This is a genomic window from Marinobacter sp. P4B1, from assembly GCF_001447135.1.
Lineage (GTDB): Bacteria > Pseudomonadota > Gammaproteobacteria > Pseudomonadales > Oleiphilaceae > Marinobacter > Marinobacter vinifirmus.
Map to the genome: position 1 here is coordinate 448,888 of NZ_LLXM01000005.1, position 22,668 is coordinate 471,555.

20 protein-coding genes are annotated in these 22,668 nt (G+C 60.3%); 9 read left to right on the forward strand and 11 right to left on the reverse strand.

What is annotated here, in order from left to right; genetic code table 11:
* Positions 1 to 55: 55 nt before the first annotated feature.
* On the forward strand, positions 56 to 868 hold the full coding sequence (minD, locus tag AQ621_RS03785; protein WP_058340328.1) for a septum site-determining protein MinD: 813 nt from the start codon (positions 56 to 58) through the stop codon (positions 866 to 868).
* Positions 869 to 871: 3 nt separating this feature from the next.
* Positions 872 to 1,123 carry a cell division topological specificity factor MinE gene (gene minE, locus AQ621_RS03790; RefSeq protein ID WP_058340329.1) on the forward strand — a complete coding sequence of 84 codons (252 nt, stop codon included), beginning with the start codon at positions 872 to 874 and terminating at the stop codon, positions 1,121 to 1,123.
* A 14-nt stretch (positions 1,124 to 1,137) separates the two neighbouring features.
* Here the strand turns inward: minE and AQ621_RS03795 are convergent, their stop codons facing one another.
* Entirely contained in the window at positions 1,138 to 2,145 is a 1,008-nt protein-coding gene (locus AQ621_RS03795) for a DUF2804 domain-containing protein (protein WP_058340330.1), read from the reverse strand.
* Positions 2,146 to 2,282: 137 nt separating this feature from the next.
* Between AQ621_RS03795 and AQ621_RS03800 the strand changes: the two genes are divergently transcribed.
* The 5 genes from AQ621_RS03800 to AQ621_RS03820 all read left to right on the forward strand — a co-directional run bounded on the left by AQ621_RS03800 (position 2,283) and on the right by AQ621_RS03820 (position 8,444).
* Positions 2,283 to 3,020 (forward strand): START domain-containing protein, encoded by a 738-nt coding sequence (locus AQ621_RS03800; protein WP_058340331.1) that lies wholly within the window; start codon positions 2,283 to 2,285, stop codon positions 3,018 to 3,020.
* Positions 3,021 to 3,101: 81 nt separating this feature from the next.
* Complete coding sequence (locus AQ621_RS03805) at positions 3,102 to 3,593, forward strand: CBS domain-containing protein (protein WP_058340332.1); 492 nt, start codon at positions 3,102 to 3,104, stop codon at positions 3,591 to 3,593.
* 24 nt (positions 3,594 to 3,617) lie between these two features.
* Positions 3,618 to 5,003 carry a PhoH family protein gene (locus AQ621_RS03810; protein WP_227508216.1) on the forward strand — a complete coding sequence of 462 codons (1,386 nt, stop codon included), beginning with the start codon at positions 3,618 to 3,620 and terminating at the stop codon, positions 5,001 to 5,003.
* 110 nt (positions 5,004 to 5,113) lie between these two features.
* Entirely contained in the window at positions 5,114 to 6,727 is a 1,614-nt protein-coding gene (locus AQ621_RS03815; protein WP_058340334.1) for an FAD-dependent oxidoreductase, read from the forward strand.
* Positions 6,728 to 6,779: 52 nt separating this feature from the next.
* Positions 6,780 to 8,444 carry an acetolactate synthase large subunit gene (locus tag AQ621_RS03820; protein WP_058340335.1) on the forward strand — a complete coding sequence of 555 codons (1,665 nt, stop codon included), beginning with the start codon at positions 6,780 to 6,782 and terminating at the stop codon, positions 8,442 to 8,444.
* Between the two features lie 6 nt (positions 8,445 to 8,450).
* Here AQ621_RS03820 and AQ621_RS03825 read toward each other — a convergent pair whose 3' ends face one another.
* The 4 genes from AQ621_RS03825 to AQ621_RS03840 all read right to left on the reverse strand — a co-directional run bounded on the left by AQ621_RS03825 (position 8,451) and on the right by AQ621_RS03840 (position 14,898).
* On the reverse strand, positions 8,451 to 9,803 hold the full coding sequence (locus AQ621_RS03825; protein ID WP_058340336.1) for a sigma-54-dependent transcriptional regulator: 1,353 nt from the start codon (positions 9,801 to 9,803) through the stop codon (positions 8,451 to 8,453).
* Positions 9,800 to 11,551, reverse strand: coding sequence for a sensor histidine kinase (locus AQ621_RS03830; RefSeq protein WP_058340337.1), 1,752 nt, complete (start codon positions 11,549 to 11,551; stop codon positions 9,800 to 9,802). The genes AQ621_RS03825 and AQ621_RS03830 overlap by 4 nt, the downstream gene beginning before the upstream one ends.
* Before the next feature lie 94 nt (positions 11,552 to 11,645).
* Positions 11,646 to 13,841, reverse strand: a complete 2,196-nt coding sequence (locus AQ621_RS03835; RefSeq protein ID WP_058340338.1) for a TRAP transporter permease — start codon at positions 13,839 to 13,841, stop codon at positions 11,646 to 11,648.
* A 79-nt stretch (positions 13,842 to 13,920) separates the two neighbouring features.
* On the reverse strand, positions 13,921 to 14,898 hold the full coding sequence (locus AQ621_RS03840) for a TAXI family TRAP transporter solute-binding subunit (protein ID WP_058340339.1): 978 nt from the start codon (positions 14,896 to 14,898) through the stop codon (positions 13,921 to 13,923).
* Positions 14,899 to 15,218: 320 nt separating this feature from the next.
* Here AQ621_RS03840 and pxpB point away from each other — a divergent pair, with 320 nt between their 5' ends.
* Both pxpB and AQ621_RS03850 read left to right on the forward strand, forming a co-directional pair.
* Positions 15,219 to 15,908, forward strand: coding sequence for a 5-oxoprolinase subunit PxpB (pxpB, locus tag AQ621_RS03845; RefSeq protein ID WP_058340340.1), 690 nt, complete (start codon positions 15,219 to 15,221; stop codon positions 15,906 to 15,908).
* Positions 15,905 to 16,858 (forward strand): 5-oxoprolinase subunit C family protein, encoded by a 954-nt coding sequence (locus tag AQ621_RS03850; protein ID WP_058340341.1) that lies wholly within the window; start codon positions 15,905 to 15,907, stop codon positions 16,856 to 16,858. The genes pxpB and AQ621_RS03850 overlap by 4 nt, the downstream gene beginning before the upstream one ends.
* Positions 16,859 to 16,865: 7 nt before the next feature.
* On the opposite strand, the gene astD is transcribed toward AQ621_RS03850, so the two are convergent.
* From astD to AQ621_RS03880, 6 genes are read right to left on the reverse strand one after another with little or no spacing between them, the layout of a single operon-like run.
* Entirely contained in the window at positions 16,866 to 18,335 is a 1,470-nt protein-coding gene (gene astD / locus AQ621_RS03855) for a succinylglutamate-semialdehyde dehydrogenase (RefSeq protein WP_058340342.1), read from the reverse strand.
* A gap of 30 nt (positions 18,336 to 18,365) precedes the next feature.
* Entirely contained in the window at positions 18,366 to 19,433 is a 1,068-nt protein-coding gene (locus AQ621_RS03860) for a succinylglutamate desuccinylase/aspartoacylase family protein (protein ID WP_058340343.1), read from the reverse strand.
* A gap of 6 nt (positions 19,434 to 19,439) precedes the next feature.
* On the reverse strand, positions 19,440 to 20,345 hold the full coding sequence (rimK, locus tag AQ621_RS03865) for a 30S ribosomal protein S6--L-glutamate ligase (RefSeq protein WP_058091875.1): 906 nt from the start codon (positions 20,343 to 20,345) through the stop codon (positions 19,440 to 19,442).
* A gap of 2 nt (positions 20,346 to 20,347) precedes the next feature.
* Positions 20,348 to 20,839: an ATP-dependent zinc protease family protein gene (locus AQ621_RS03870; RefSeq protein WP_058340344.1), complete on the reverse strand. Its 492-nt coding sequence runs from the start codon at positions 20,837 to 20,839 to the stop codon at positions 20,348 to 20,350.
* Positions 20,820 to 21,707 carry a mechanosensitive ion channel family protein gene (locus tag AQ621_RS03875; RefSeq protein WP_058340345.1) on the reverse strand — a complete coding sequence of 296 codons (888 nt, stop codon included), beginning with the start codon at positions 21,705 to 21,707 and terminating at the stop codon, positions 20,820 to 20,822. The genes AQ621_RS03870 and AQ621_RS03875 overlap by 20 nt, the downstream gene beginning before the upstream one ends.
* 23 nt (positions 21,708 to 21,730) lie before the next feature.
* Positions 21,731 to 22,549: a hypothetical protein gene (locus AQ621_RS03880; RefSeq protein ID WP_058340346.1), complete on the reverse strand. Its 819-nt coding sequence runs from the start codon at positions 22,547 to 22,549 to the stop codon at positions 21,731 to 21,733.
* Positions 22,550 to 22,668: the final 119 nt, after the last annotated feature.

Sequence of the window (22,668 nt, forward strand, 5' to 3'; positions counted from 1 at the left end):
GCCAAAAACAACATATGAAGACATGACGAATCCACTGCGAAACAGGAATTGAACCTTGGCTAGAATCATTGTCGTTACCTCAGGAAAAGGCGGCGTTGGTAAAACCACCACCAGCGCTTCAATCAGCACCGGCCTTGCCAAGCGCGGCCACAAGACCGTCGTAATCGACTTCGATGTGGGCCTGCGTAACCTCGACCTGATCATGAACTGCGAGCGCCGGGTGGTTTACGACTTCGTAAACGTGATCCAGGGCGAAGCCTCCCTGAACCAGGCGTTGATCAAGGATAAGCGGGTAGAAACCCTGTACATCCTGCCGGCTTCCCAGACCCGTGAAAAAGAAGCCCTCACCCGGGAAGGCGTAGAGAAGGTCATCAACGAGCTGTCGCAGACTTTCGATTACATCGTGTGCGACTCCCCGGCCGGCATCGAGCACGGCGCCCAGATGGCCCTGTACTATGCCGATGAGGCCATCGTGGTTACCAACCCGGAAGTGTCCTCGGTGCGGGATTCTGACCGCATTCTGGGCATTCTGCAGAGCAAGTCCCGCCGCGCCGAAATGGGCCAGGACCCAGTGAAAGAACACCTGCTGCTGACCCGCTACAACCCGGACCGGGTAGACCGTGGCGAAATGCTGTCGGTAAAAGACGTTGAAGAAATCCTGGCCATCCCCCTGCTGGGCGTTATCCCGGAAAGCCAGGTGGTACTGAACGCCTCCAACCAGGGCCTTCCGGTGATCCTGGAAGAAAACAGCGATGCCGGCCTGGCCTATGAAGATGCCGTTGCGAGGCTGCTGGGTGAGGAACGGGAACACCGTTTCATGACGTCCCAGAAAAAAGGCTTCTTCTCACGGATGTTTAAAGGGGGGTAAGGGATGAGTTTTTTCGATTACTTCAGAAGCAAGAAAAACAGCACCGCCAGTGTCGCCAAGGAGCGACTGCAGATTATTGTTGCCCATGAGCGGGGCCAGCGTGAACAGCCGGATTACCTGCCACAGCTGCAGCAGGAACTGCTGGATGTGATTCGCAAATACGTGCAGATCAGCGACGACATGGTCCAGGTAGATGTGGACCGTAACGAAAGCTGTTCGGTACTGGAACTGAACGTCACCCTGCCGGAAAAATAACGGCGGCGCCCGCGTTACCAGCGGGCGAAGTGATCTTCCACCAATCCCCGTAGCCCGGCTACGGGGATTTTTTTGCCCGTCTCATCCGTCACCGTACCGCTAAAGGTGCCGGCAAACTGCCGGAAGTTGGACGCCAGCACCCAGGCATTCAACCGCTCCTTGCGCACGCCGGCTGGCTCAAAGGCCAGGTCTACCCGGCCGTCCCCGGTGGTTACCCGCCATTCACTACCGGCCCGATACCGGTCGAACACAAAGCGGGCCGCCCCCAGCTTGATACACTGGCCATCCAGCCACAGGGCGTTTTCTGTCATACCGGTTTCGTTTACCCCGGCAGCCAGGTTCAGGCCGATGGATGTGCCATCTTCGGCCACACCGGCCAGGCAGGCCCAGTTCCAGGCAGTTTCCCGGCGCATAAACCCACAACTCCAGTCGATGGACGCCCGGGTTTGCTCGTCACAGCGCCACGCCTGCCCGCCCCAGCGTACCTCCCCATCCACCGCCAGCCCGGCGGATTTCCGGGTAAACACCCAGCCGTTGTAGCCGGCCGGGCACACCAGCCGCAGGGGCTGGTCGGTATCCTGCAGCGTCAGGTCTACCCGGATTGTTCCCGGTGCTGTCACATGTACCTTGCGGCCGCCCTCCGTCGGCTCGATGGCAAGGCTCACCTCGCCCTTGCGAAAGCAGGACGCGCCATGCTCCGGAAAAGGCTCGATCACGGTGTGCCGGGCCAACGGCTGCATGAACGATTGTTCGAACATCTGCCCGCTCTCGAAATCGAACAGGTAGAAAAACCCGCTGCCCAGCAGCTTCAGGTCCACAATCGCCATGCCGAACACCCAGCCCGGCGCCATGGCACTGACAAACTGGAACTGGTTGAACCGCCAGCGCTTCGCCAGCCGGGACCGCGGCTTGTCCATCACCGTACGCAGGTCGTAATCCAGGTAATTGATGGTTTCCACCGGCTGGTCCAGGACCCCGGGGGTAAACCGCCCCTTTGCATCGATCAGTGTTTGTTTTGTCATATTTTCCGTCAGATCAGGCCAATTGCGCCCTCGGGCGATTCAGTAAGTTACCTGGTTCACAAACCCTTGTTCCGGCACCAAAGGCCGCGAGGGCTCCGTGATAGACTGCCGCCAACTTCCTCATCAAAGTGTAGCTTATGCTGTTTACCAGAGCCCTTGGCTTCAGGGCCTCCTTGATCAGTCTGGCCGGCCTTGTTACCGGCATTGTCCTGTCCGCCCCCGCCACAGGCGCCGAAACGGGTAACCTGCCGGCCATCGACGCCGCGCAATGGGCCCTGCAGAAAGAAGTCGACAACATCCGCATCTACACAATGGACCAGCCCGGTTCCGGCTTCCAGGCCTTCAAAGCCGTAGCCGAACTGGACGCCCCCGTCGAAAACCTGATGGCGGTCATGATCAACCCGGAATCCTGCGAGGAATGGGTGCTCAACTGCTCGGAATCCTATGCCTTCGGCCAGGGAGATTTCCACGACCGCTACGCCTACTCGGTAAACGACATGCCCTGGCCGGTAACCGACCGGGACTATGTTCTGCGCATCCGCACCCGGGGCGATGCCGACACCGGCCAGGTCATCATGGACCTGAACGCCACTCCAGGCATGCGGGCAGAGTACAGCAGCCGGGTTCGGGTTGACGTATCCAATACCCTCTACCAGTTCACGCCCCGGGGCGAGCGCACCCACCTGGTGTGGGTACAGCACACCGAGCCCAACGGCTCCCTGCCCGGCTGGCTGGTGAACAACCTCCTGGTGGATATCCCCGTCAAGTCCATGCAGGCGCTGGAGGCAGTGGCTCAGTCTGACAAGTATCAGGGCTACCGGCTGGAATGGGCCGAAGACGGCAACCTGCAAGGCGTTGTGCCTGACAACCGCTAACCGGCGCACAAACAGGGGTGACTGCGGGCCACGGAACGACTAAGCTTCAGCAAAAGCACCGCAAATGGAAGACGCCTGCCAATGACTGTTCTCGCCCATGAGATCATGACCCCCACCATCAAAGCCGTCCCCCACCACTGGACCATGGACAGGCTGGCCCGATTCCTCACCGACAACGAAATTACCGGCAGCCCGGTAACCGACGACAACGGCGACATCATCGGCATTGCCACCCTCAAAGACATCACCGAATTCCGCTGGAATGCTGCCCGCTCCGGAGACCAGCCCAAGCTCACCGAAGAAGAGCAGGAAGAAGCCCGGCGGCTGCGCATGGTGATTTTCGAAGAAATGGGTAAGGTGCCGGTAGAAGTGCGCGATATCATGACACCGATCGTACTCTCGGTTGACGAGGACACCCCGGTGCGAGACATTGCCAACATCATGATGCGCGAGCACCTGCACCGGATCTTTGTCACCCGGGATTCAAAAATTACCGGCATCATTACTACCTACGACATGCTGAAGCTGGTTTCCGACCAGGAACTGAGCCGGCGCTGCGCCGAGAACGACTGAGCCACCAGAGAGGTAACTCACCCTATGCCCAGAGCACCGCAAGCTCGCAAGAAGATGTACGTCCTCGACACCAATGTCCTGATCCACGATCCGAATGCCCTCCTGAACTTTGAAGAACACGATGTCATCATTCCGATGACTGTCCTCGAAGAACTCGACAGCCTGAAGTCCGGCAAACAGACCGTTGCTGCCGACTGCCGCCAGGCCATTCGCAACATCGACAAACTGCTGGGCGATGCCAGCCCGAAGGACATTGAAAAAGGCGTACCCATTCTGCGCGGCAAAAAGGCGGATCCACTGGGTAGCCTGTCGATCATCATGAGTACCGAGGGTGCCGGCACCCATTCGCTGCCCGAACACCTGAACGACAACAAGATCATCAACACCCTGGCGGCCCTGCAGGCCCGGCACAAATCCCGCGACATCATCCTGGTCAGCAAAGACATCAACATGCGGCTGAAAGCCCGGGGCTTTGGCGTAGAAGCCCAGGACTACCACAACGACCAGCTGCTGGATGACATCGACCTGCTGCCCAGGGGCTACAAGGAATTTCCGGATTCCTTCTGGGACAACATCGCCAAGGTGGAAACCGTACAGCGGGAAGGGGTAACCGAACACCTGCTCAAGCGCGAAGGCGAACTGGCCAGGCTGAACATCAACGAATTCGTGATCGATGAGCGGGGCTTTATCGGCCAGGTGGTGGATATCTCGGACGACCAGCTGGTGATCAAAGACCTGCACCAGCACGACCTGATGAACGAAGAAGTCTGGGGCCTGGTACCCAGGGACATCTACCAGGCCATGGCCCTGCATCTGCTGCTGGACCCGGATATCCACCTGGTGAACCTGACCGGTTCCGCCGGCTCCGGTAAAACCATCCTGGCCCTGGCGGCCTGCATTGAAATGACCGTGGCCAGCAAGCTGTACAAGCGCATCATCGCCACACGCTCTACTCAAGGGCTGGACGAAGATATCGGCTTTTTGCCGGGCACCGAGGCGGAAAAAATGGAGCCCTGGCTGGGCGCCATCGTGGACAACCTTGAAGCCCTGCACGAAGACGACGAGAACATGACCGCCAGCGTGGATTACATCCTCAGCAAGGTGCCCCTGCACTTCAAGTCCATGAACTACATCCGGGGCCGCAGCTTCCAGCACAGCCTGATCATCATAGATGAATCCCAGAACCTGACCCCGCACCAGATCAAGACCATCATCACCCGGGCCGGTAACGGCTCCAAGGTGATCTGCCTGGGCAACCTGGCGCAGATTGACACCCCGTACCTGAGCCCCCTGAGCTCCGGCCTGACCTACATGACCGAACGCTTCAAGGGCTTCCGCCATGGCGGCCACATCCACCTTCAGGGCGTACCGCGCTCGGTACTGGCGGAGTTCGCTGAAGCCAACCTCTGATCATGGCATTTGAGGCCAACCATGTTGGCCTCGAAGGTCAATTCAGAATCCTGTCTTGCGGTATATTGTCTCTTCTATAAAAACACCAAAAAACAAAGGGGATAGCGTTAATGGCCAGACACATAGCCTCAGACATCGTGATTGCCGGAGGCGGCCTGGCTGGCATTGTCACCGCCCTGGAAGCCGTGCGGGCCGGCAAAACCGTGACCATTGTCGACCGGGACACTCCGGAGCGCCTTGGCGGGCTTGCACTCTGGGCCTTTGGCGGCATGGCGCTGATCGAAACTCCCCTGCAAAGGCGCATGAAAATTGCCGATTCCCCGGAGCGGGCCCTGCAAGACTGGATAAGCTTCGGAGAGCTGGACCCGACCGACGAGTGGCCCATGCAGTGGGCCCGCTATTACGTGGAAAACTCCCGCACCGAGGTGCACGACTGGCTGATCGACGAAGGCCTGAAATTCATGCCGGCGGTCAACTGGGTAGAACGCGGCCGGTTTGGTGACGGCAACTCCGTACCCCGCTACCACATAGTCTGGGGCACGTCCCGGGAACTGACCCGCCGCATGATCAATGCCCTGCACAACGCCGACACCCAACATGGCCTGACCATCCTGCACGGCCACAAGGTAACGGCCCTGGAGCAACAGGCGGGCAACATCGGCGGCGCCCTGGCCATCAAGGAATCCACTGGCGAGGAAGTCCGGCTGAGCGCACCCACCGTGGTACTGGCCATGGGTGGCATTAACGGCAGCCATGCCGAATGCCGTGCCAACTGGCCCGAACACCGGCCACAACCGGCCACCATGCTCAATGGCGCCCACCCCTTTGCCGACGGCAAGCTGCACCACTGGGCCGAAGACCACCTGGGCGCGAAAATCACCCACGCCGGCGAAATGTGGAACTACGCGGCAGGCTTTCCCCACCCCTACCCGCACTTCCCCGGCCATGGCCTGTCGACCATTCCGTGCAAATCCGCCCTGTGGCTGAACCATCGTGGTGAGCGCATCGGGCCGGAGCCCCTGGTGACCGGTTTCGACACCCACTGGCTGTGCCAGCGCGTAGCGGAGCAGGAAAAACCCTGGACCTGGCACCTGCTGAACCGGCGCATTGCCCTGAAAGAATTTGCCATCTCCGGTGCCGAACACAACGCCCGCATCCGCGACAAGCAGTTCCCGCTGTTCCTGAAAGAACTGCTGTTGGGCAACAAACCGCTGGTCAACCAGATGGCCCACGAAAGCCCCCACTTCCTGGTGGACGACACCCTGGAAGGACTGGCAGAAAAAATGAACGCGCTCACCAGCTCGCTGGACATCAACCCGGCCACCCTGAAAGCCACCGCCGATGCCTTCGACGCCAATTTCAGCAAGGGCAGCCAACTGAATAACGACCCGCAAATCCGCAAAATCCTGCATGCCCGCCAGTGGGGGCCAGACAAGCTGCGCACCTGCAAGCCGGCCCCCCTGCAGAAGCCCGGCGCGGGGCCGTTTATTGCCATCCACATGCAGCTGACCACCCGAAAAAGCCTGGGCGGCCTGCGTACCGACCTGCAAAGCCGGGTGCTGGACGCCAGCGGCCAGCCGGTCAGCGGGCTTTACTGTGTCGGCGAAGCCGCAGGCTTTGGTGGCGGTGGCGCTAACGGCAAGCGATCACTGGAAGGCACCTTCCTGCCCGGCTGCATCATGACCGCCCGGGCGGCGGCAAGGTCCATCGTCAGTGGCCGTTAACTAACCGACTATCAAGCGAAAACAAGAATCCGACAGGATCAGGAGAGAGAACATGCCAAACGGCGCCCAAGCCTTGATGAAAACACTGGTCGATGCCGGCATTGAAGTCTGCTTTACCAACCCCGGCACCAGCGAGATGCACTTTGTGGCCGCCCTGGACAGCGAGCCGAAAATGCGCGCCGTACTGGCCCTGTTTGAAGGCGTAGCCACCGGTGCCGCCGACGGCTACGCCCGCATGGCCGACAAGCCCGCAGCAACGCTGCTGCACCTGGGCTGCGGCCTGGGCAATGGCCTGGCCAACCTACACAACGCCCGCAAAGGCAAGGTGCCGGTGGTGAACATTGTCGGCGACCACGCCACCTATCACGTGAAGTACGATGCCCAGTTGCAATCCGACATCGAAACCGTGGCCCGCAACGTGTCTCCGGGCTTTGTGCGCACCTCTCAAAGCACCGAAGCCCTGTGCCAGGACGCCGCCGAAGCCATCGCAGTGGCCAAGGGCCTGCCCGGGCAGGTAGCGACCCTGATCCTGCCCGCCGATGTATCCTGGGGCGAAGGCGGCCAACCCTGTGCGCCACTGCCACAGCCGGAAGCCCAGGCGGCGGACGATGCCGCCGTTCAGGCGGTAAAAGACGCCATCGCCAGTGGCCAGAAAACCGCCCTGTTACTCGGTGGCCGCGCCCTGCGGGAGCCGGCATTGATGGCCGCAGCCCGCATTGCCGCCCACAGTGGCGTTACCCTGTTTGCCGAAACCTTCCCGACCCGCATCGAACGGGGCGCAGGCCTGCCCCCGGTAGAGCGGATAGCCTACCTGGCTGAACTGGCCACCCTGCAGCTGTCTGAATTCGACCACCTGGTGCTGGTAGACGCCAAGGCGCCGGTGTCGTTCTTTGGCTACCCGGGCAAGCAGAGTTACCTGGTGCCCGACAACTGCACCGCCCTCACGCTCAGCACTCCGGAGCAAGACGCCGCCGCAAGCCTGAACAAACTGGCTGAAGCCCTGGGCGCTGCCGGTGCCGGTGCCGAGCCCAGGCTGCAGGCCGAAGGCCGGCCGGGACTGCCCAAGGGCAAGCTGACCGCTGAAAAAGTGTGCCGGGCCATGGGCGAGCTGATGCCGGAAAACAGCATCATCGTGGATGAATCCATCACCTCCGGGTTGATGCTCAACGCCATGACCGCAGGCGCTCCGCGCCACGACATGATCACCCTCACCGGTGGCGCAATCGGCCAGGGCCTGCCCAACGCGGTAGGTGCTGCCATCGCCTGCCCGGACCGCCCGGTGTTCGCCCTGATTGGCGACGGCACCGCCATGTACACCATCCAGGCCCTGTGGACCATGGCCCGGGAAAACCTGAACGTAACCACCATCATCTTCAACAACGCCTCCTATTCCATCCTGAACGTGGAACTGGAGCGGGTAGGTGCAGAAGAAGCCGGCGCCAAGGCAAAGTCCCAGCTGGACATCAGCGGGCCGGTCACCCACTACGCCCAGCTGGCCCAGAGCATGGGTGTGCACGGTGTGCGAGTGCGCACGGCGGAAGAGTTGATCAAAGCCATGGAGTACGCCCAGGCGCACCCCGGGCCGCACCTCATTGAAGCAGTGGTGCCGGAATCGCTGAATGGCGTTAAACGGAAAGTACTGCCCTGGCTGCTGAAGTCGCTGCCGAGCTTGCCACGGCCACTGACCAAGGCCCTTAAGAAAAAGATTGCGCCCTGAGGGGCGCTAATCCTTGAACTGGGCCTTGTCCAGGCCGTGCTTCTTCATCTTGTCGTACAGGGTTTTGCGGGCAATTCCCAGCTGAAGCATAGTGTCTTTGATACTGCCATGGCTGGCGTTGAGCGCGCTGACGATGGCCGTGCGTTCAAACCCGTCCATCATCTCGGACAGTGTCTGGCGCCCGGACAGGTTGCCCTGTTCGGAACTGTCACCACCGTCCAGGGCGGCCGGCCCCAGCAGCACGTAACGCTCCGCCAGGTTTCGCAATTCCCGCACGTTGCCCGGCCAGGAGTGCTGCATCAGCCGGGCCGCCTGGCGGGCATCCAGCGGAACACTCTCCCGGTCGTAACGGGCGGCGGCAATCAGGGCAAAGTGGTGAAACAGCGTGGGAATGTCTCCCTTGCGCTCCCGCAGGGGCGGAATATCCACCTTCACCACATTCAGCCGGTAGTAGAGATCAGACCGGAACGCTCCCTCATCGCTGAGCTGTTTCAGGTCGGCCTTGGTGGCGGCAATAATGCGCACATCCACATCTATTGACTGGTTGCTGCCCAGCCGCTCCACCCGGAGCTCCTCAAGTACCCGAAGCAGTTTCACCTGCAGCGCCATGGGCATGCTTTCCACTTCATCCAGGAACAAAGTGCCCCGGTGGGCATGCTCAATCTTGCCGATACGCCGCTTCTCGGCACCGGTGAAGGCCCCGGCTTCGTGGCCGAACAGTTCACTCTCGATCAGGTTTTCGGGCACCGCGCCGCAGTTGATGGCAACAAAGTTGTGGGCACTGCGGGGGCTGCTTTCGTGAATGTACCGGGCCAGGGCATCCTTACCGGAACCGGTTTCACCATGCAGCAGCACGTTTGCGGAAATATCCAGGATCGGCCCGATTGTCGACATTACCGCCTGCATCGCTGGCGAATCACCCAAAACCCGCGGCCCGGGCTTGGCCAGCTGCCGTAACTGGGCCTTCAGGCGCCGGTTTTCCAGTGCCAGGTGACGTTTTTCCAGGGCGTGCCGCAGCAGTTCGATCAGCTCGTCGTGGTCAAAGGGCTTTTCGATGAAGTCATAGGCCCCCTGCTGCATGGCCGACACCGCCGTGCTGATGTCGCCCTGGCCGGTGAGCAGAATCACCGGGATGTCTTCATCAATCTTCCGTACCTCGTGCAACAGCTGCATGCCATCCATGCCCGGCATGTTGTAGTCGCACAGGACGATGCCTTCGAACTCCGGCTGCACCAGCTTCAGCGCCGATGCTCCGTCGGCAAAACAGGCTACCGGGATATCTTCCAGGGTGAGGGTTTGCTCCATCACCGGCCGGATATCCGGGTCATCATCCACAAAAATCACTGATGGTATTGTCATCCCTCTGCCTTACGCTGTTTCAGTGTCAGAACAAACTCCGCCCCGGGGCCGTCGACCCGGTTCTGGCCGGTCAGGCTGCCGCCAAGTGCTTCAACAATCTGCCGGGAGATCGACAGGCCGAGCCCCAGCCCCTGCTTGACCGATCGGGTGGTAAAGAACGGCTCGAACACCTGCTCGGAATTACCCGGCAAGCCATGGCCGTTATCCTTCACCACGCAGCGCCAGTCGTCGCCTTCATCGGCAACCAGGATATCAATCTGCGGTTGCTCGCAGCCTTCCACCGCCTGGACCGCATTGGCCAGCAGGTTAACCATCACCTGCTCCACCCGGATCAGGTCACCGTGGCACATCACCGGGTTGTCCGGTCGCTGCCAGCGAATGTTGATGCCCTCGCTGGCGTTCTGGGCGCGGATAATTTTCAGCGCTGCATCAATCGGCAGGCGCAGGTCCACCACCGACGGCGGCCCCTCGGACTTGCGGGCGAACACCTTGAACTGCCGGATCAGCTCCGCCATCTTGTCGCACAGGCCAACAATCTCGCCCAGGTTGGCATCCACCATATCGGTGGCACCCCGCTCCAGGAATTTCCGGCTGTTACGGGCATAGGCCTGGATCGCCGTCAGGGGCTGGTTAATTTCATGGTTCAGGCCGGCGGACATCTGGCCCAGCACCGCCAGCTTGGCGGCCTGGATCAGCTCCTGCTGGGTTTCACGGAGATCTGCGGTGCGCTGGGCCACCCGGCGCTCCAGCTGTTCACCCCTGAGCGCCAGCTCCCGCTCCCGGCGGTAACGCTCGCGCAGGTACAGCCAGGTCAGGAAGCAGGCCAGGAACAGGGCCAGGCCACCGGCCATAAACCCGATGCGGGTCCACAGTATCGGCCGGGTGTCTGTCAGCACCAGCAGGCTCCAGTCCAGCCGGGGCAAACCGGTTTCAACCGTCAGGTAGGTTCCGGCCTTGTCACTTTCCCTTAACCGGATGCGGGCTGACTCGTCCGCCAGCCCCCAGGGCTTGCCCTGCTCCACAAAGTCAATGGGCGTCAGTTCCCGCTCGGGATAGCGCTGGCGAACCCTGGCATTCTCTTCGGCATTATCCGTCGGCCTGAAATCCCGGTAGAGCCAGTCCGTCCGGCTGGACAAAAAGCTGATGCCGTCGCCATCCAGCACCACCATCTCTGCATGCTGGCGGGTTTCGGGCCGGTGCCACTGGGATTCCAGCTCGTGCACCAGAACCTTGATAGCAACAACACCCAGCATATTGCCGCGCTGGTCACGAACCGGGTTGGTGAAATACAACCCCCGCTCCGAGGAGATCTTACCCAGTGCGAAGTAGGCCACCGACCCGCCGGTGGCAACCGCTTCTGAAAAATACGGCCGGAAGGCGTAATTGTTGCCCACAAAAGTATCTGGCTGGCCAAAATTGTTGGCCGCAATGGTCATCCCGGTCAGGTCCATCAGATAGATATCGGAGCCGCCCACAATGGTGGCCATCCGCTGCATCTGCTCGTTGGCGCGGAGCAGGGTAACGGCGTTATCCGGTTCTTTCAGGGCGTCCGCCAGCAGGGGGTGTTCGGCAATCAGGGCAGGCACCGGCAGGTAGCGGTTAAGCTCGTTGGCGACCAGCTGGCGATAACGAAAGGCTTCCTGCAGGCTGTCCTGCTCCAGTTGCCGGTAACCAGACCAGCCCCCGAGCAGCCAGGACAGCAGCAGGGTAATAATCAGAACAACCGCAATGCTGATCCGGTTAAGCATGGGTTCGGATTCCGGCAAAGCCTCTAGACTAGCGCCGGAATCCGGGTAGGACAACAGGCCGTCATGACCGCTGCCCTGCCCTTGCCTTGCCATATCAGGCCGCAGCCAACCCGGGTGCCCGCTTGCGCTGGATCAGGAACGCCACCACCGCAAGCCCGATACCGGCCAGGTCTGTCCACACTCCGCCTTCGATGGTCATCAGCGCAGCGGCGACAAGCAACAGGCGCACCAGAACCGGGGCGGCAGAGCGGGCAAACCAGCCCAGCACACCGGCAGACAACAGGTACACGCCGAAGGTAGCGGTAACCAGTGCCCGGGCGATCTCGACCCAGCCGGCTTCCATCAACAGCGCACCGTTATAGAAGAACATGAACGGCACGATGAACGCGGCAATACCGATGCGGAACGACGCTACCGAGGTAGACATGGCATTGGCACCGGAAATACCGGCCGCAGCGTAAGACGCCAGGGCAACCGGCGGCGTGATGGCAGACACCACCGCAAAGTAGAACACGAAGAAGTGCGCGGTCAGCGGCTCGATACCCAGCTGCACCAGGCCCGGCGCTACCACAGAGGCCGCCACCGCATAGGCGGCCGTGGTTGGCATGCCCATACCCAGCAAGATCGAGATGAACATGGCAAACACCAGTGCCAGCAGGTGGCTGTGGGCAGCCACATCAAGCAGCAGCACCGAGAAACGCGCACCCACACCGGTCAGGGAAATAACCCCCACAATGATACCGGCCGCGGCACACACCACGATGATCTGGATAGACATGTAAGCGGCAATTTCAAAGGCCCGAAGGATAGACTTCAAACCCATCTTGTTGGGCGAAATCCAGCTCACCACCGCCGCAGATACCGTCGCCAGGGTACCGGCCCGGATCACGGAGTAGCCCTGGAACAGCGCCACAATCAGGATAATGATCGGCGCAAACAGGTAGACCTGGCGCATCATCAGCCGCAGGTTCGGCAGTTCGTCACTGCGCATACCACGCATGCCCAGCTTCTTGGCTTCAAAGTCCACCATGAAGAACACAGACGCGAAGTACAGGATGGCCGGAATAATCGCGGCAATGGCAATCTCGGTATAGGGAATACCGGTAATCTCCGCCATGATGAAGGCGCCTGCACCCATGATCGGCGGCATGATCTGGCCACCGGTAGAGGCTGCAGCTTCCACCGCACCGGCCGATTCCTTGCTGTACCCCACCCGCTTCATTAGCGGAATGGTCAGGGAACCGGTAGACACCACGTTACCGGCACTGGTGCCGTTGATCATCCCCATCAGGCCGGAGGCAAAAATCGCCACCTTGGCAGGGCCTCCACGGGAGCGACCGGCTGCCGCAAAGGCAAAGTTCACAAAGTAGTCACCCACCTTGGAGGCCTGCAAAAAGGCCGCAAAGATGATGAACAGAATAATGTAGGTAGACGACACCGCGGTGGTGGGCCCAAGAATACCCGCATCGGTGTACACCTGGCTGAAGAAACGCTGGGCAGACAGCCCCGGATAACCCAGGAAGCCCGGCAGGTACGGCCCGGCGAACACATAAACCAGGAACACCAGCCCGATAACCACCAGGGCCAGGCCAGCCACCCGGCGGGTCAATTCCATAATCAGCGCGGTGCCGGCAACTGCGGCAAAGGAAATGCCAACCGGGGCAAACGCCGTGCCGGTGGTCATGCGCATGGAGGTATTGAAAACAATCAGCAAGTACGCGGCAACCGACACGGAGCACACTATCAGAACCAGGTCCGGCACGCTGAAGCGGGCGCGATCACGCTGGTGGAACCAGCTCATTACAATGCCAATGGCCGACGCCGCCAGCAACGGCCAGCCGAAGTGCCAGGTTTCCAGCTCGGCCGGAATACGCATGGTGCCGCTCTGGATCATCTGGTTGAACGACCATGTCTGATACAGGGCGTACAACGCAGGAATCGTCGCTACGCCGGCAATCCAGGTGGTCCACCTGTGTCGGGCGGGGCCTTCCTCGGCCGATACAAAACGGGCGCCGGCAAACAGGATAAAGCCCAGTACCAGGGCACCGGCTACGTGCACAATCCGGAACGACCAGGTTTCCATGGGCGCTATGTTCAAGGTGTACAGATGAAACACCGAGTAAGCGATGGCCAGCATCACCACAAACTTGAGCAGCAACCCGGTGAACAAGCGTCGGTTAGCTTCAACCGGCTCTTCATCCACGTTGTGGGCAAGCAGGTGGTCTTCGTTGATCGTCAGGTTCTCAGCCAGTTGCTGTTCACCCTCGGAATGCGTGTGTTCTTTGGTCATGTTAAGTCCTGCCTGGAGGTAAGGCGGTAATTCGAACAACCAGTCCCGGGGCGCCATGCAGGCACCCCGGGTTCAGGCCTTACTGCTTGATGGCGCTTGCTTCGATGGTGTAACCGTTTTCGTTAAACCAGCGGGCAGCACCCGGATGCCAGGGCAGCACGTTGTTCTTGGTGTAGTTCTCGGGAATGGAATGACGGGCGGCTTTGTGGATAGACACCATCTTGTCATTGTTTTCCATGGTCAGCTTGGTGATTTCATACACGAAGCTTTCCGGCATGTCGCAGTTGACCATGGCGAAGTTCCACATGGACACCACGCGGGACGGCTCCTCCAGGGACTGGTAAGTGCTGGCCGGGATGATGAACTCGGAGACCGGGAAGTTCTCGATCACTTTCTTCGCCTCGTCATCGTTCATGCCGATGATGTTCACGTCAGTCTGCACTTCCAGCTGGCTAACAGCCGGAATCGGAATACCGGCGGCAAAGGCCACCACATCAATCAGGCCGTCCTGCAGCTGGCCGCCCAGATCAGACCAGCTACCATTACGACGCTCGAACTTCACACCCAAGGTTTCCATCATGCGCGGGAAGTAGGTGTCGGAAGTGGAACCTGCCGGGCCAAAGCCGATGGTGGCGCCATCCGGAATATCAGAGATAGACGTAATGCCGGAGCTGGACAGGGCGGTAATGGAGAACGGGGTTTCGTACATCGGGAACATCGCGCACACGTTATCCATCTTCATGCCCGGAGCCAGCGGGCTTTCACCGTCACGGGATTCCCGGGCCGGGCCCATGGTGGTCAGGCCAAACTTCAGGTCACCGGTGTGCACCAGCGCCATGTTCTGAACCGGGCCACCGGTGATTTCGGCACCGCCGGATACGCCCAGGTTTTCAGCCACGAAGTTCGCCCAGCCAGAGCCGTAGGCAAAGTAGGTGCCGCCCTGACTGGCAGTACCGACAGTGAAGTTATCCGGCCAGCCGTCACGATCCTGGGCAACCACAGGGCCTGCAACAACGGAGGTGGCGAGCGCAGCCGCCAGAACGGTTTGAAGTTTCATAAAGAATGCTCCCGATTCATTTTGTTGGTTGGGTGCTGGAGAGACCTTGATGGCCTCGCTGGCAAATGAAGGAGCAATTAGCGGGCCAGTCAGGGAAAATACTTATAAAACAGACTGTTGGTTTTTTGAGGCCGACGCAGCCGGCATCCGTTGGGTGAAATCTCACCCATCATGGAAGTCGATTTGGGTGGAATTCCACCCATCAGCTCAGTTCTTTGAAACACACTCGGCCCGTGGTAACAGGCTTTGTGATCCCTCGGGGGTCAGATAGTATTCTTCGCATGGAAAGAGCCATCCAAAGCCCCCGGAGAACAGCCGCAATGTTCTGGCGATATGAAGTAACCGGCGTTGATACCATTACGCTTCACTTTGGTGACGCTATTGATATTGCGCTGACTGAGCGGATCCAGCGGGCCGCCCAGGCACTTTCACACAGGCTGGGGCCCCGGCTGATCGATTTGGTGCCTTCCTATACCACTCTGCTGCTGCGCTACAACGTGCTGGAAGATGACCTGGCCTCGCTGGTGGCGGATATCACCAACGCGTTAGCAAGGCTTCCCGAGGTTGAAACAAACGCGGCCAAAGGCGATGTTGTAGAGATTCCGGTTTACTATGATCCCTCCACAGGGCCGGACCTCGACGCGGTTGCCGCCAGGGCCGGGTTATCAAGGGAACAGGTCATCCAGAAGCATTCTGCTGAAGAGTACTACGTGTTTGCCATCGGCTTTGCGCCCGGGTTTGCCTATCTGGGTGAAGTGCCGGCGGAGTTGGCAACACCTCGCCTGGCAACGCCACGCGCCAGGGTACCAGCCGGAACCCTGGGCATTGCAGATACCCAGACCGCCATCTATCCGCTGCAGTCCCCCGGTGGCTGGAACCTGATCGGCCGAACGCCTCTGACGCTGTTTGATCCTGGCCGGGGCCAGCCTTCCCTGCTTCAAGCCGGCCAGCGGGTTCGCTTTCGGCCCATCGGCCGGGAGGAATACCTGGCACTCGGAGGCCAGATATGAGCACCCAGCCAGGCCTGACTTTTACAAAACCCGGCTTTCTCAGTTTGCTGCAGGATGGCGGGCGCCGGGGTGTGATGCACCTGGGGCTGGCGACCGGCGGCGCCATGGACCGGAACGCCTGGGCCTGGGCCAACCGGTTGCTGGATAATCCCTTCGGCACGCCCGCGCTGGAAATCACTTTCGGAGGGGTTGAGTTCACCAGTAACCTTGCTACCCAGATCGCGATTACCGGAGCAGAAGTGCAATGCCGGGTTAACGGAGAGTCCCGGCCGCTCTGGAGCGTTATCAATATTCAGGCCGGCGACAGAGTTGCCCTGAGTGCACCGAAGGTTGGGATAAGAAGCTATCTGGCAGTGCTTGGCGGGTTTCAGGTAGCGCCGGGGCTGGGTAACAGCTGTGCCACGTTTACGCGAGAGGGGCTCGGAGGCCTGAATCAGGATGGTCGCCCACTGCAGGAAGGCGACCACCTGCCCTGCCACGCGGATAGCGCCAGGGTTCTGAACCGAAAAGTCTCGGAGCGCTGGCGGCCGGACTATAAGGAAGAGCTGGTGCTTTCGGTGATTCCTTGTGCCCAGATCGACCGTTTTCCTGCGTCCGTTCTCGACACCTTTTTCAACAATCCCTACACCCTGACCCGGCAAACCGACCGCATGGGTGCGCGCCTGAAAGGCCCGGCACTGGAACCGCTGGGAGAGCGCCTGATATCGGAAGGCACCAGCCAGGGCGCCATTCAGGTTCCGGCCGACGGGCAACCGATCGTGCTGCTCAATGACCGCCAGACCATCGGCGGATATCCAAAGCTCGGAGCCGTTACACCCCGCAGCCTGGATGCCCTGGCCCAGCGAACACCAGGCACAACGCTCAGGTTCCGGCCGGTTACGCTGCACGAGGCGCAGATCGAGGAGAGACAGTTTCTCTCCTTCTTCACCGCAACCGGAAGCCAGCGCTAAAGCCTGTTTAAATGATTTTAAGGCCGGGCGACAGACTGGCCGGCAACGCCAGTTGGTCTGCCTCAATGCCCGCCACCGGATACGAGCAGTAGTCTGCCGCGTAGTAAGCACTGGCACGGTGGTTTCCGCTGGCGCCGATGCCACCGAAGGGCGCGGCACTGGAGGCACCGGTCAGCGGTTTGTTCCAGTTAACGATGCCGGCCCGAATCCGGTCGTAGAAATCTTCAAAGCGCTCCCGGCTTTCACTGAATAAACCGGCAGACAGCCCGAAACGGGTGTTGTTGGCCTGTCGAATCGCTTCGTCAAAGTCCCGGTAGCGGTAAACCTGAAGTACCGGCCCGAAGATCTCTTCGTCGGGCACATTCACGGCAGCGGTGACATCAATCAGCCCCGGTGACAGCAGGCCTGTGCCGGGTTTCAGGTGCCAGCTCGCTACCAGTGCACGGCCACCGAGTTCCAGCAGCCGGCTCTGGGCCTCAAGCACACCCTGCGCGGCTGCTTCGGAAATGACACTGCCCATAAATGGCGCCGGCTCGTCAAAGGCGCCACCCACCTGGATCGCTTCCACGGCCCGGGCCAGGGCATCCAGGAAGTTGTCGCCCCACTCTCCTGCCGGCACCATCAGCCGTCGGGCACAGGTGCAGCGTTGGCCGGAGGTAATGTAGGCAGACTGGATGGTTTCGTGCACGGCGGCGGTGACGTCTACGGTGTCATCCACAATCAGCGGGTTGTTGCCGCCCATTTCCAGGGCCAGGATTTTGCCCGGGTTGCCGGCGAATTGCCGGTGCAGAATTTCTCCGGTCGGGGAGCTGCCGGTAAAGAACAGGCCATCAATATCCGGATGATTGGCCAGGGCGATGCCGGTTTCCCTGGCGCCCTGCACCAGGTTCAGGACTCCGGCGGGCAACCCGGCTTCCAGCCACAGCTCGGCTGTTTTGCCGGCGACGGCCGGGGTTTGTTCGCTGGGCTTGAACACCACGGTGTTGCCGGCAATCAGGGCCGGAACAATATGCCCGTTGGGCAGGTGGCCGGGGAAGTTATAGGGGCCAAATACTGCAACCACGCCGTGGGGTTTGTGCCGAAGCACGGCCTTTGCGCCCGGCATATCGGTACTGCGCTGGCCGGTTCGCTCGCTGTAGGCTTTCACCGAAATTTCGACTTTGCCCATCATGGCGGCCACTTCGGTCAGGGCTTCCCAGAAGGGCTTTCCGGTTTCCGAAGCAATGCAGCGTGCCATGGCTTCTTTATGTTCGCCCAGCAGTTCACCAAAGCGGCGGGCTATGGCCACCCGATGCTCAAACCCGGCCCGGGACCAACCGGTGCTGGCCGCCCGGGCGGCCTCTACGGCACTCGCCACCTGGGCCTCATCGGCCGCATTACCCTGCCAGAACACTTCTCCCGTGGCCGGGTTCAGGGAAGATAGCGAAGGCCCGTTGCCTTCTTGCCACTGGTTATTGATAAGAACCGGTAATGTCATATCTGGCACTCCTTTTGGCGGCCATCACAACTATTTCTGCAGTTCATCCCACGGGTGTACGGGCACCACTGCGTCTTCCGATACTTCACTCTCGAACGAGCTTCGGAAATAGTCCATGGCTTTTTCTGCCTCACCCAGCTCGTCAAAGCGGGCGATGTGGTAGATGGCTTCGCCCTCGTTCACCAGCGGCAGGTTATTCACGCAGATAACAATACCGGAACAGGGCGAGGTAATGGCCACTTCGGTTTCGCCGAAGGGGTCCGCCACCATGGCGAGCTTCTGGCCTTTACGCACTTTCTGGCCAAGGCTGGCCACCGGGCGCATGATGCCGTCCATATCTGCCCGCACCCACTGTGAGTTCGCAGCGGTTTCCGAACGTTTTTTCGGCGCCTTCGGGCCTTTCTTGGCGGGCACCATTTCCAGCTCGCGCATCACCCGGATGATGCCTTTTACGCCGCTGGCAATCACTACATCATCAAAGCGCAGGGCTTCGCCACCTTCAAAGGTGATCACCGGGATATCCAGTGAGTCGGCGTAGGCCCGCAGGCTGCCTTCCCGCAAACCGGCATTGATAATGATCGGCGCACCAAAGGCGTCGGCCATGCGGGAGGTTTCCGGGTTCTTCAGCTCGGCGCGGATCTGTGGCAGGTTGAACCGGTGAATGGCCCCGGTGTGCAGGTCGATAATATGGGTCACGTTTTCCATGATCTGGGTGCGCAGCAGGTAGGCAATACGGCCACCCAGCGAACCGCTCTCGCTACCGGGAAAACACCGGTTCAGGTCACGCCGGTCCGGCAGGTAGCGGGTGCGCTGCACAAAGCCGAAAATGTTGACGATCGGCACCGCCACCAGGGTGCCCCGAAGGTGCCGCAAGGCGCCGTTCTTCAGTACACGGCGGATGATTTCCACACCGTTGATCTCGTCGCCATGAATGGCTCCACACACCATCAGAACAGGCCCGTCACGGCGGCCATGCACCACTTCCACCGGAATATGCAGCGGGGTGTGAGTGTAGAGTTTGGCTACCGGAACTTCCACAGTCACACGGGTACCCGGCTTTACCTGTACTCCGGCAATCTCGAACGGTGCTCTTGCCATGCGCGCTTATCCTCTGCCCCGGGTCTTGGTTTTCCAGGGTTTGTAGTTCTTTTCAGTCCAGTTGATGATCATGCCGGCCACGTTCTTGCCGGTAGCATTCTCGATGCCTTCCAGGCCCGGCGAGGAGTTCACTTCCATCACCAGCGGGCCACGGCTGGAACGCAGCAAGTCCACACCGGCCACGTTCAGGCCCATGGCCTTGGCAGCGGTAATGGCGGTGCGGCGCTCTTCCGGGGTAATCCGCACCAGCGATGCGGTGCCGCCCCGGTGCAGATTCGAGCGGAATTCGCCTTCCGCGCCCTGGCGCTTCATGGCGGCGATAACCTTGTCACCGATGACAAAGCAGCGGATGTCGGCACCGCCGGCTTCCTTGATGAATTCCTGCACCAGGATGTCGGCTTTCAGGCCCATAAAGGCTTCAATCACAGACTCCGCCGCTTTGCGGGTTTCCGCCAGCACCACACCAATGCCCTGGGTACCCTGCAGCAGTTTGATAACCACCGGCGCGCCACCCACCATCTTCAGCAGCTCCGGCACGTTGTCCGGCTTGTTGGCAAACCCGGTTACCGGCATGCCCACGCCCTTACGGGCCAGCAGCTGCAGGGAACGCAGTTTGTCCCGGGAACGGGTAATGGCTACCGATTCGTTGAGCGGAAATACACCCATCATCTCGAACTGGCGCAGTACCGCGGTGCCGTAAAACGTCACCGAGGCGCCGATTCGCGGAATCACCACATCGAAGTCTTCCAGCACTTCTTCGTGGTAATGGATCAGCGGGTTGGCAGACGTGATGTTCATGGAGCAATGCAGCGCGTCAATCACCTTCACTTCATGGCCACGATTGATGCCTTCCTCCACCAGGCGACGAGTGGAATAGAGGTGACGGTTTCGTGACAGTACCGCAATTTTCATAATCAGTTCCTTGGTGCCGGCTTGCCGGCAAGGTAAGAAGCTTCGGGATAAATGGTGGTTCGCCCCGCCATGGCAGTGCGCCCCAGCAACATCCGGAACCGCATGGAGTCCCGGTTGGTTAAGGTCATTTCAATGGGCCAGCTCTCGTCACCCAGTACCAGGGTGGTTTCGATCACCAGCCGTTGTTCTTTGTGGCCACCGGAATCCGACACGGTGCGTTCATCCAGCACCCGGGCGTCGCATTCCACCACATGGTGCAGGTCGTTCTGTATCGGGTGCACCCAGAACTTCACCCGGCGCTCGCCGTTTTCAGTGTAGGGTTCCGTCCGGAACGTGTGCAGGCACGAGGTGCGCGCGCCGGTATCTACCTTGGCCTTGATCCGGCCAATGCCCAGGTCCGGCAGGCCCACCCATTCGCGCCAGCCAAGTGACACCTTGTTTTCAGCTTCGGTGGGCGGAGTGGTTTTGATCACTTCAGTCGTTTCTGTCGACATCCGGGGAATCCTTATCTTTTTGTTGTTCCGGGGCCATCAATTGCACCCGGAAGGGCTCGGAATGACTACCGGCATACACGCTGGTATGGGGGAAAGGTATTTCAATGCCGTGCTCGTCCAGGGCTTTCTTGACGGCAATCATCATGCTGCCCCGACCATCAAGGAATTCTTCTCTGGGCACCCAGAAGGAGAACTGTAAATCGACCGAAGACGCCCCAAACCCGGTAACCAGAACAAAGGGTTTCGGCTCTTCCAGGCACACGGTGTTCTGCTGCGCCAGTTCCAGCAGCAAATCCTGCACTTTTTCCACGTCCTCCGCGTAGGCGATGCCCAGAACCAGGTCGATCCGGCGGATTGGAAAGCGGGAGCGGTTGATCACCCGGGTTTTGATCAGGGTTTCGTTGGGGATGCGCACGTACAGGTTGTCGGCCGTCCTGAGCTTTACGCTGAGCAGGTCGATTGCCACCACTTCCCCGATGGTGGCATCCACCTCGATGGTGTCACCAATCTCGAACGGCTTTTCCATCACCAGGAACAGGCCACTGATGATGTTGGAGGCGGAGGTCTGGGAGGCAAAGCCGATAGCGACCGTGAGAATACCGGCGGCGCCCAGCACCACTTCCAGGGAGAAGCCGGCTTCCCTGAGCGCGGCAACGGCAAACAGTAGAAACACCAGGTAAAAGAACACCCGCCGGATCATCACCTGGTGATGGCGGGTTGTCCTGGTTTCTACCAGGCGGCCGACACTGCGGGCAACAAAGGTGGCCAGCACAATCCCCAGCACCAGCAAAAAGCCCGCCGAAAGCCACTTGCCCCAGGCAATACTTCCGATCACCTGTGCGATGGTTGTCTGTAACGTTTCAAGCACCTTCGCGGCTCCCTGTGCCGTGATTAACCGAATATATGATCAAACGCACGCACCAGTCTCCGGCCCTTGGCGAGTTTTTCCCTGGCCGGTGCCAGCAACTCGCATTCACCGGCAGCCTGCGGTGCCGATTGATCAATTCGCAGGCTGGCGGAGTTCATATCCGTTTCGCATTCGACGGTTATCCCCGGCGTCCAGAGCAGTCCCTGGCCATTACGGTACACCGACAGCAGCGGTGTGGGCAGGCTGAACCGCTCAAGCAACAAAGGCCTTTCCCGGCGGTTGATGATGGTGACCGGCGTAACCGCCCGCCACGGCCGCTTCGGTACTGCCTCCAGGGCCAGCCGGCCATAGGTGGAAGAGGCGTAGCAGATTTCCCCCTCCATCGAGTTCCGGCCAAGCCAGGTTCGTGACGGTACCGCCAGCGGCACTTCTGTGAGCTCACTACGGCCTTCGCCCACACATACCTTCATCCAGAGATTGGTCCCCACATAGAGCACACAGCGGCCACCAGCCGGCACCGTTAAAGGCTGGGACGGGCGGATTACCGTGGGCAAGCTGGCCATTGCGGGAATAAAACACACCTCGCCGTTATCACCGGAACGCACGAAGCGCTGTACAGGGATTTCCGACGACGGCAGGCTGTGGCCGATGGTCTCGAACCAGGTAAGCGGGTCTGCCGAATCTTCACCCTGCTGCACCACAAAACGCACCTGCCACTCCTGGTCCAGCAGGGTGACCCACAAATGCGTATGCCCCAACCGGTGTTGCTGGGTCTGGCCGGAAGCCAGTTGATACGGGTGTGCCCAGACACCGTCGCGCTGGCCTTCGGGGTAAACAGTCATGCTGCGGAAAATGCTCCTTTTCATGGCAGGCCGTGATGTTTAACTATAATCCAGTATCGCCCCGGCAGCGAATATACAAGCCAATGATTTAAGAGTGTAATTACCCTTATTCACCCTCT

Bases quoted from the DNA above. Each gene is read 5' to 3' on its own strand.
- minE (WP_058340329.1), top strand. From the start codon at position 872: ATGAGTTTTTTCGATTACTTCAGAAGCAAGAAAAACAGCACCGCCAGT.
- AQ621_RS03850 (WP_058340341.1), top strand. From the start codon at position 15,905: ATGAGCACCCAGCCAGGCCTGACTTTTACAAAACCCGGCTTTCTCAGT.
- AQ621_RS03810 (WP_227508216.1), top strand. From the start codon at position 3,618: ATGCCCAGAGCACCGCAAGCTCGCAAGAAGATGTACGTCCTCGACACC.
- AQ621_RS03835 (WP_058340338.1), bottom strand. From the start codon at position 13,841: ATGACCAAAGAACACACGCATTCCGAGGGTGAACAGCAACTGGCTGAG.
- AQ621_RS03815 (WP_058340334.1), top strand. From the start codon at position 5,114: ATGGCCAGACACATAGCCTCAGACATCGTGATTGCCGGAGGCGGCCTG.
- AQ621_RS03870 (WP_058340344.1), bottom strand. From the start codon at position 20,839: ATGTCGACAGAAACGACTGAAGTGATCAAAACCACTCCGCCCACCGAA.
- AQ621_RS03880 (WP_058340346.1), bottom strand. From the start codon at position 22,549: ATGACTGTTTACCCCGAAGGCCAGCGCGACGGTGTCTGGGCACACCCG.
- pxpB (WP_058340340.1), top strand. From the start codon at position 15,219: ATGTTCTGGCGATATGAAGTAACCGGCGTTGATACCATTACGCTTCAC.
- AQ621_RS03830 (WP_058340337.1), bottom strand. From the start codon at position 11,551: ATGCTTAACCGGATCAGCATTGCGGTTGTTCTGATTATTACCCTGCTG.
- AQ621_RS03805 (WP_058340332.1), top strand. From the start codon at position 3,102: ATGACTGTTCTCGCCCATGAGATCATGACCCCCACCATCAAAGCCGTC.
- AQ621_RS03800 (WP_058340331.1), top strand. From the start codon at position 2,283: ATGCTGTTTACCAGAGCCCTTGGCTTCAGGGCCTCCTTGATCAGTCTG.
- rimK (WP_058091875.1), bottom strand. From the start codon at position 20,345: ATGAAAATTGCGGTACTGTCACGAAACCGTCACCTCTATTCCACTCGT.
- AQ621_RS03840 (WP_058340339.1), bottom strand. From the start codon at position 14,898: ATGAAACTTCAAACCGTTCTGGCGGCTGCGCTCGCCACCTCCGTTGTT.
- AQ621_RS03795 (WP_058340330.1), bottom strand. From the start codon at position 2,145: ATGACAAAACAAACACTGATCGATGCAAAGGGGCGGTTTACCCCCGGG.
- AQ621_RS03820 (WP_058340335.1), top strand. From the start codon at position 6,780: ATGCCAAACGGCGCCCAAGCCTTGATGAAAACACTGGTCGATGCCGGC.
- AQ621_RS03860 (WP_058340343.1), bottom strand. From the start codon at position 19,433: ATGGCAAGAGCACCGTTCGAGATTGCCGGAGTACAGGTAAAGCCGGGT.
- astD (WP_058340342.1), bottom strand. From the start codon at position 18,335: ATGACATTACCGGTTCTTATCAATAACCAGTGGCAAGAAGGCAACGGG.
- AQ621_RS03825 (WP_058340336.1), bottom strand. From the start codon at position 9,803: ATGACAATACCATCAGTGATTTTTGTGGATGATGACCCGGATATCCGG.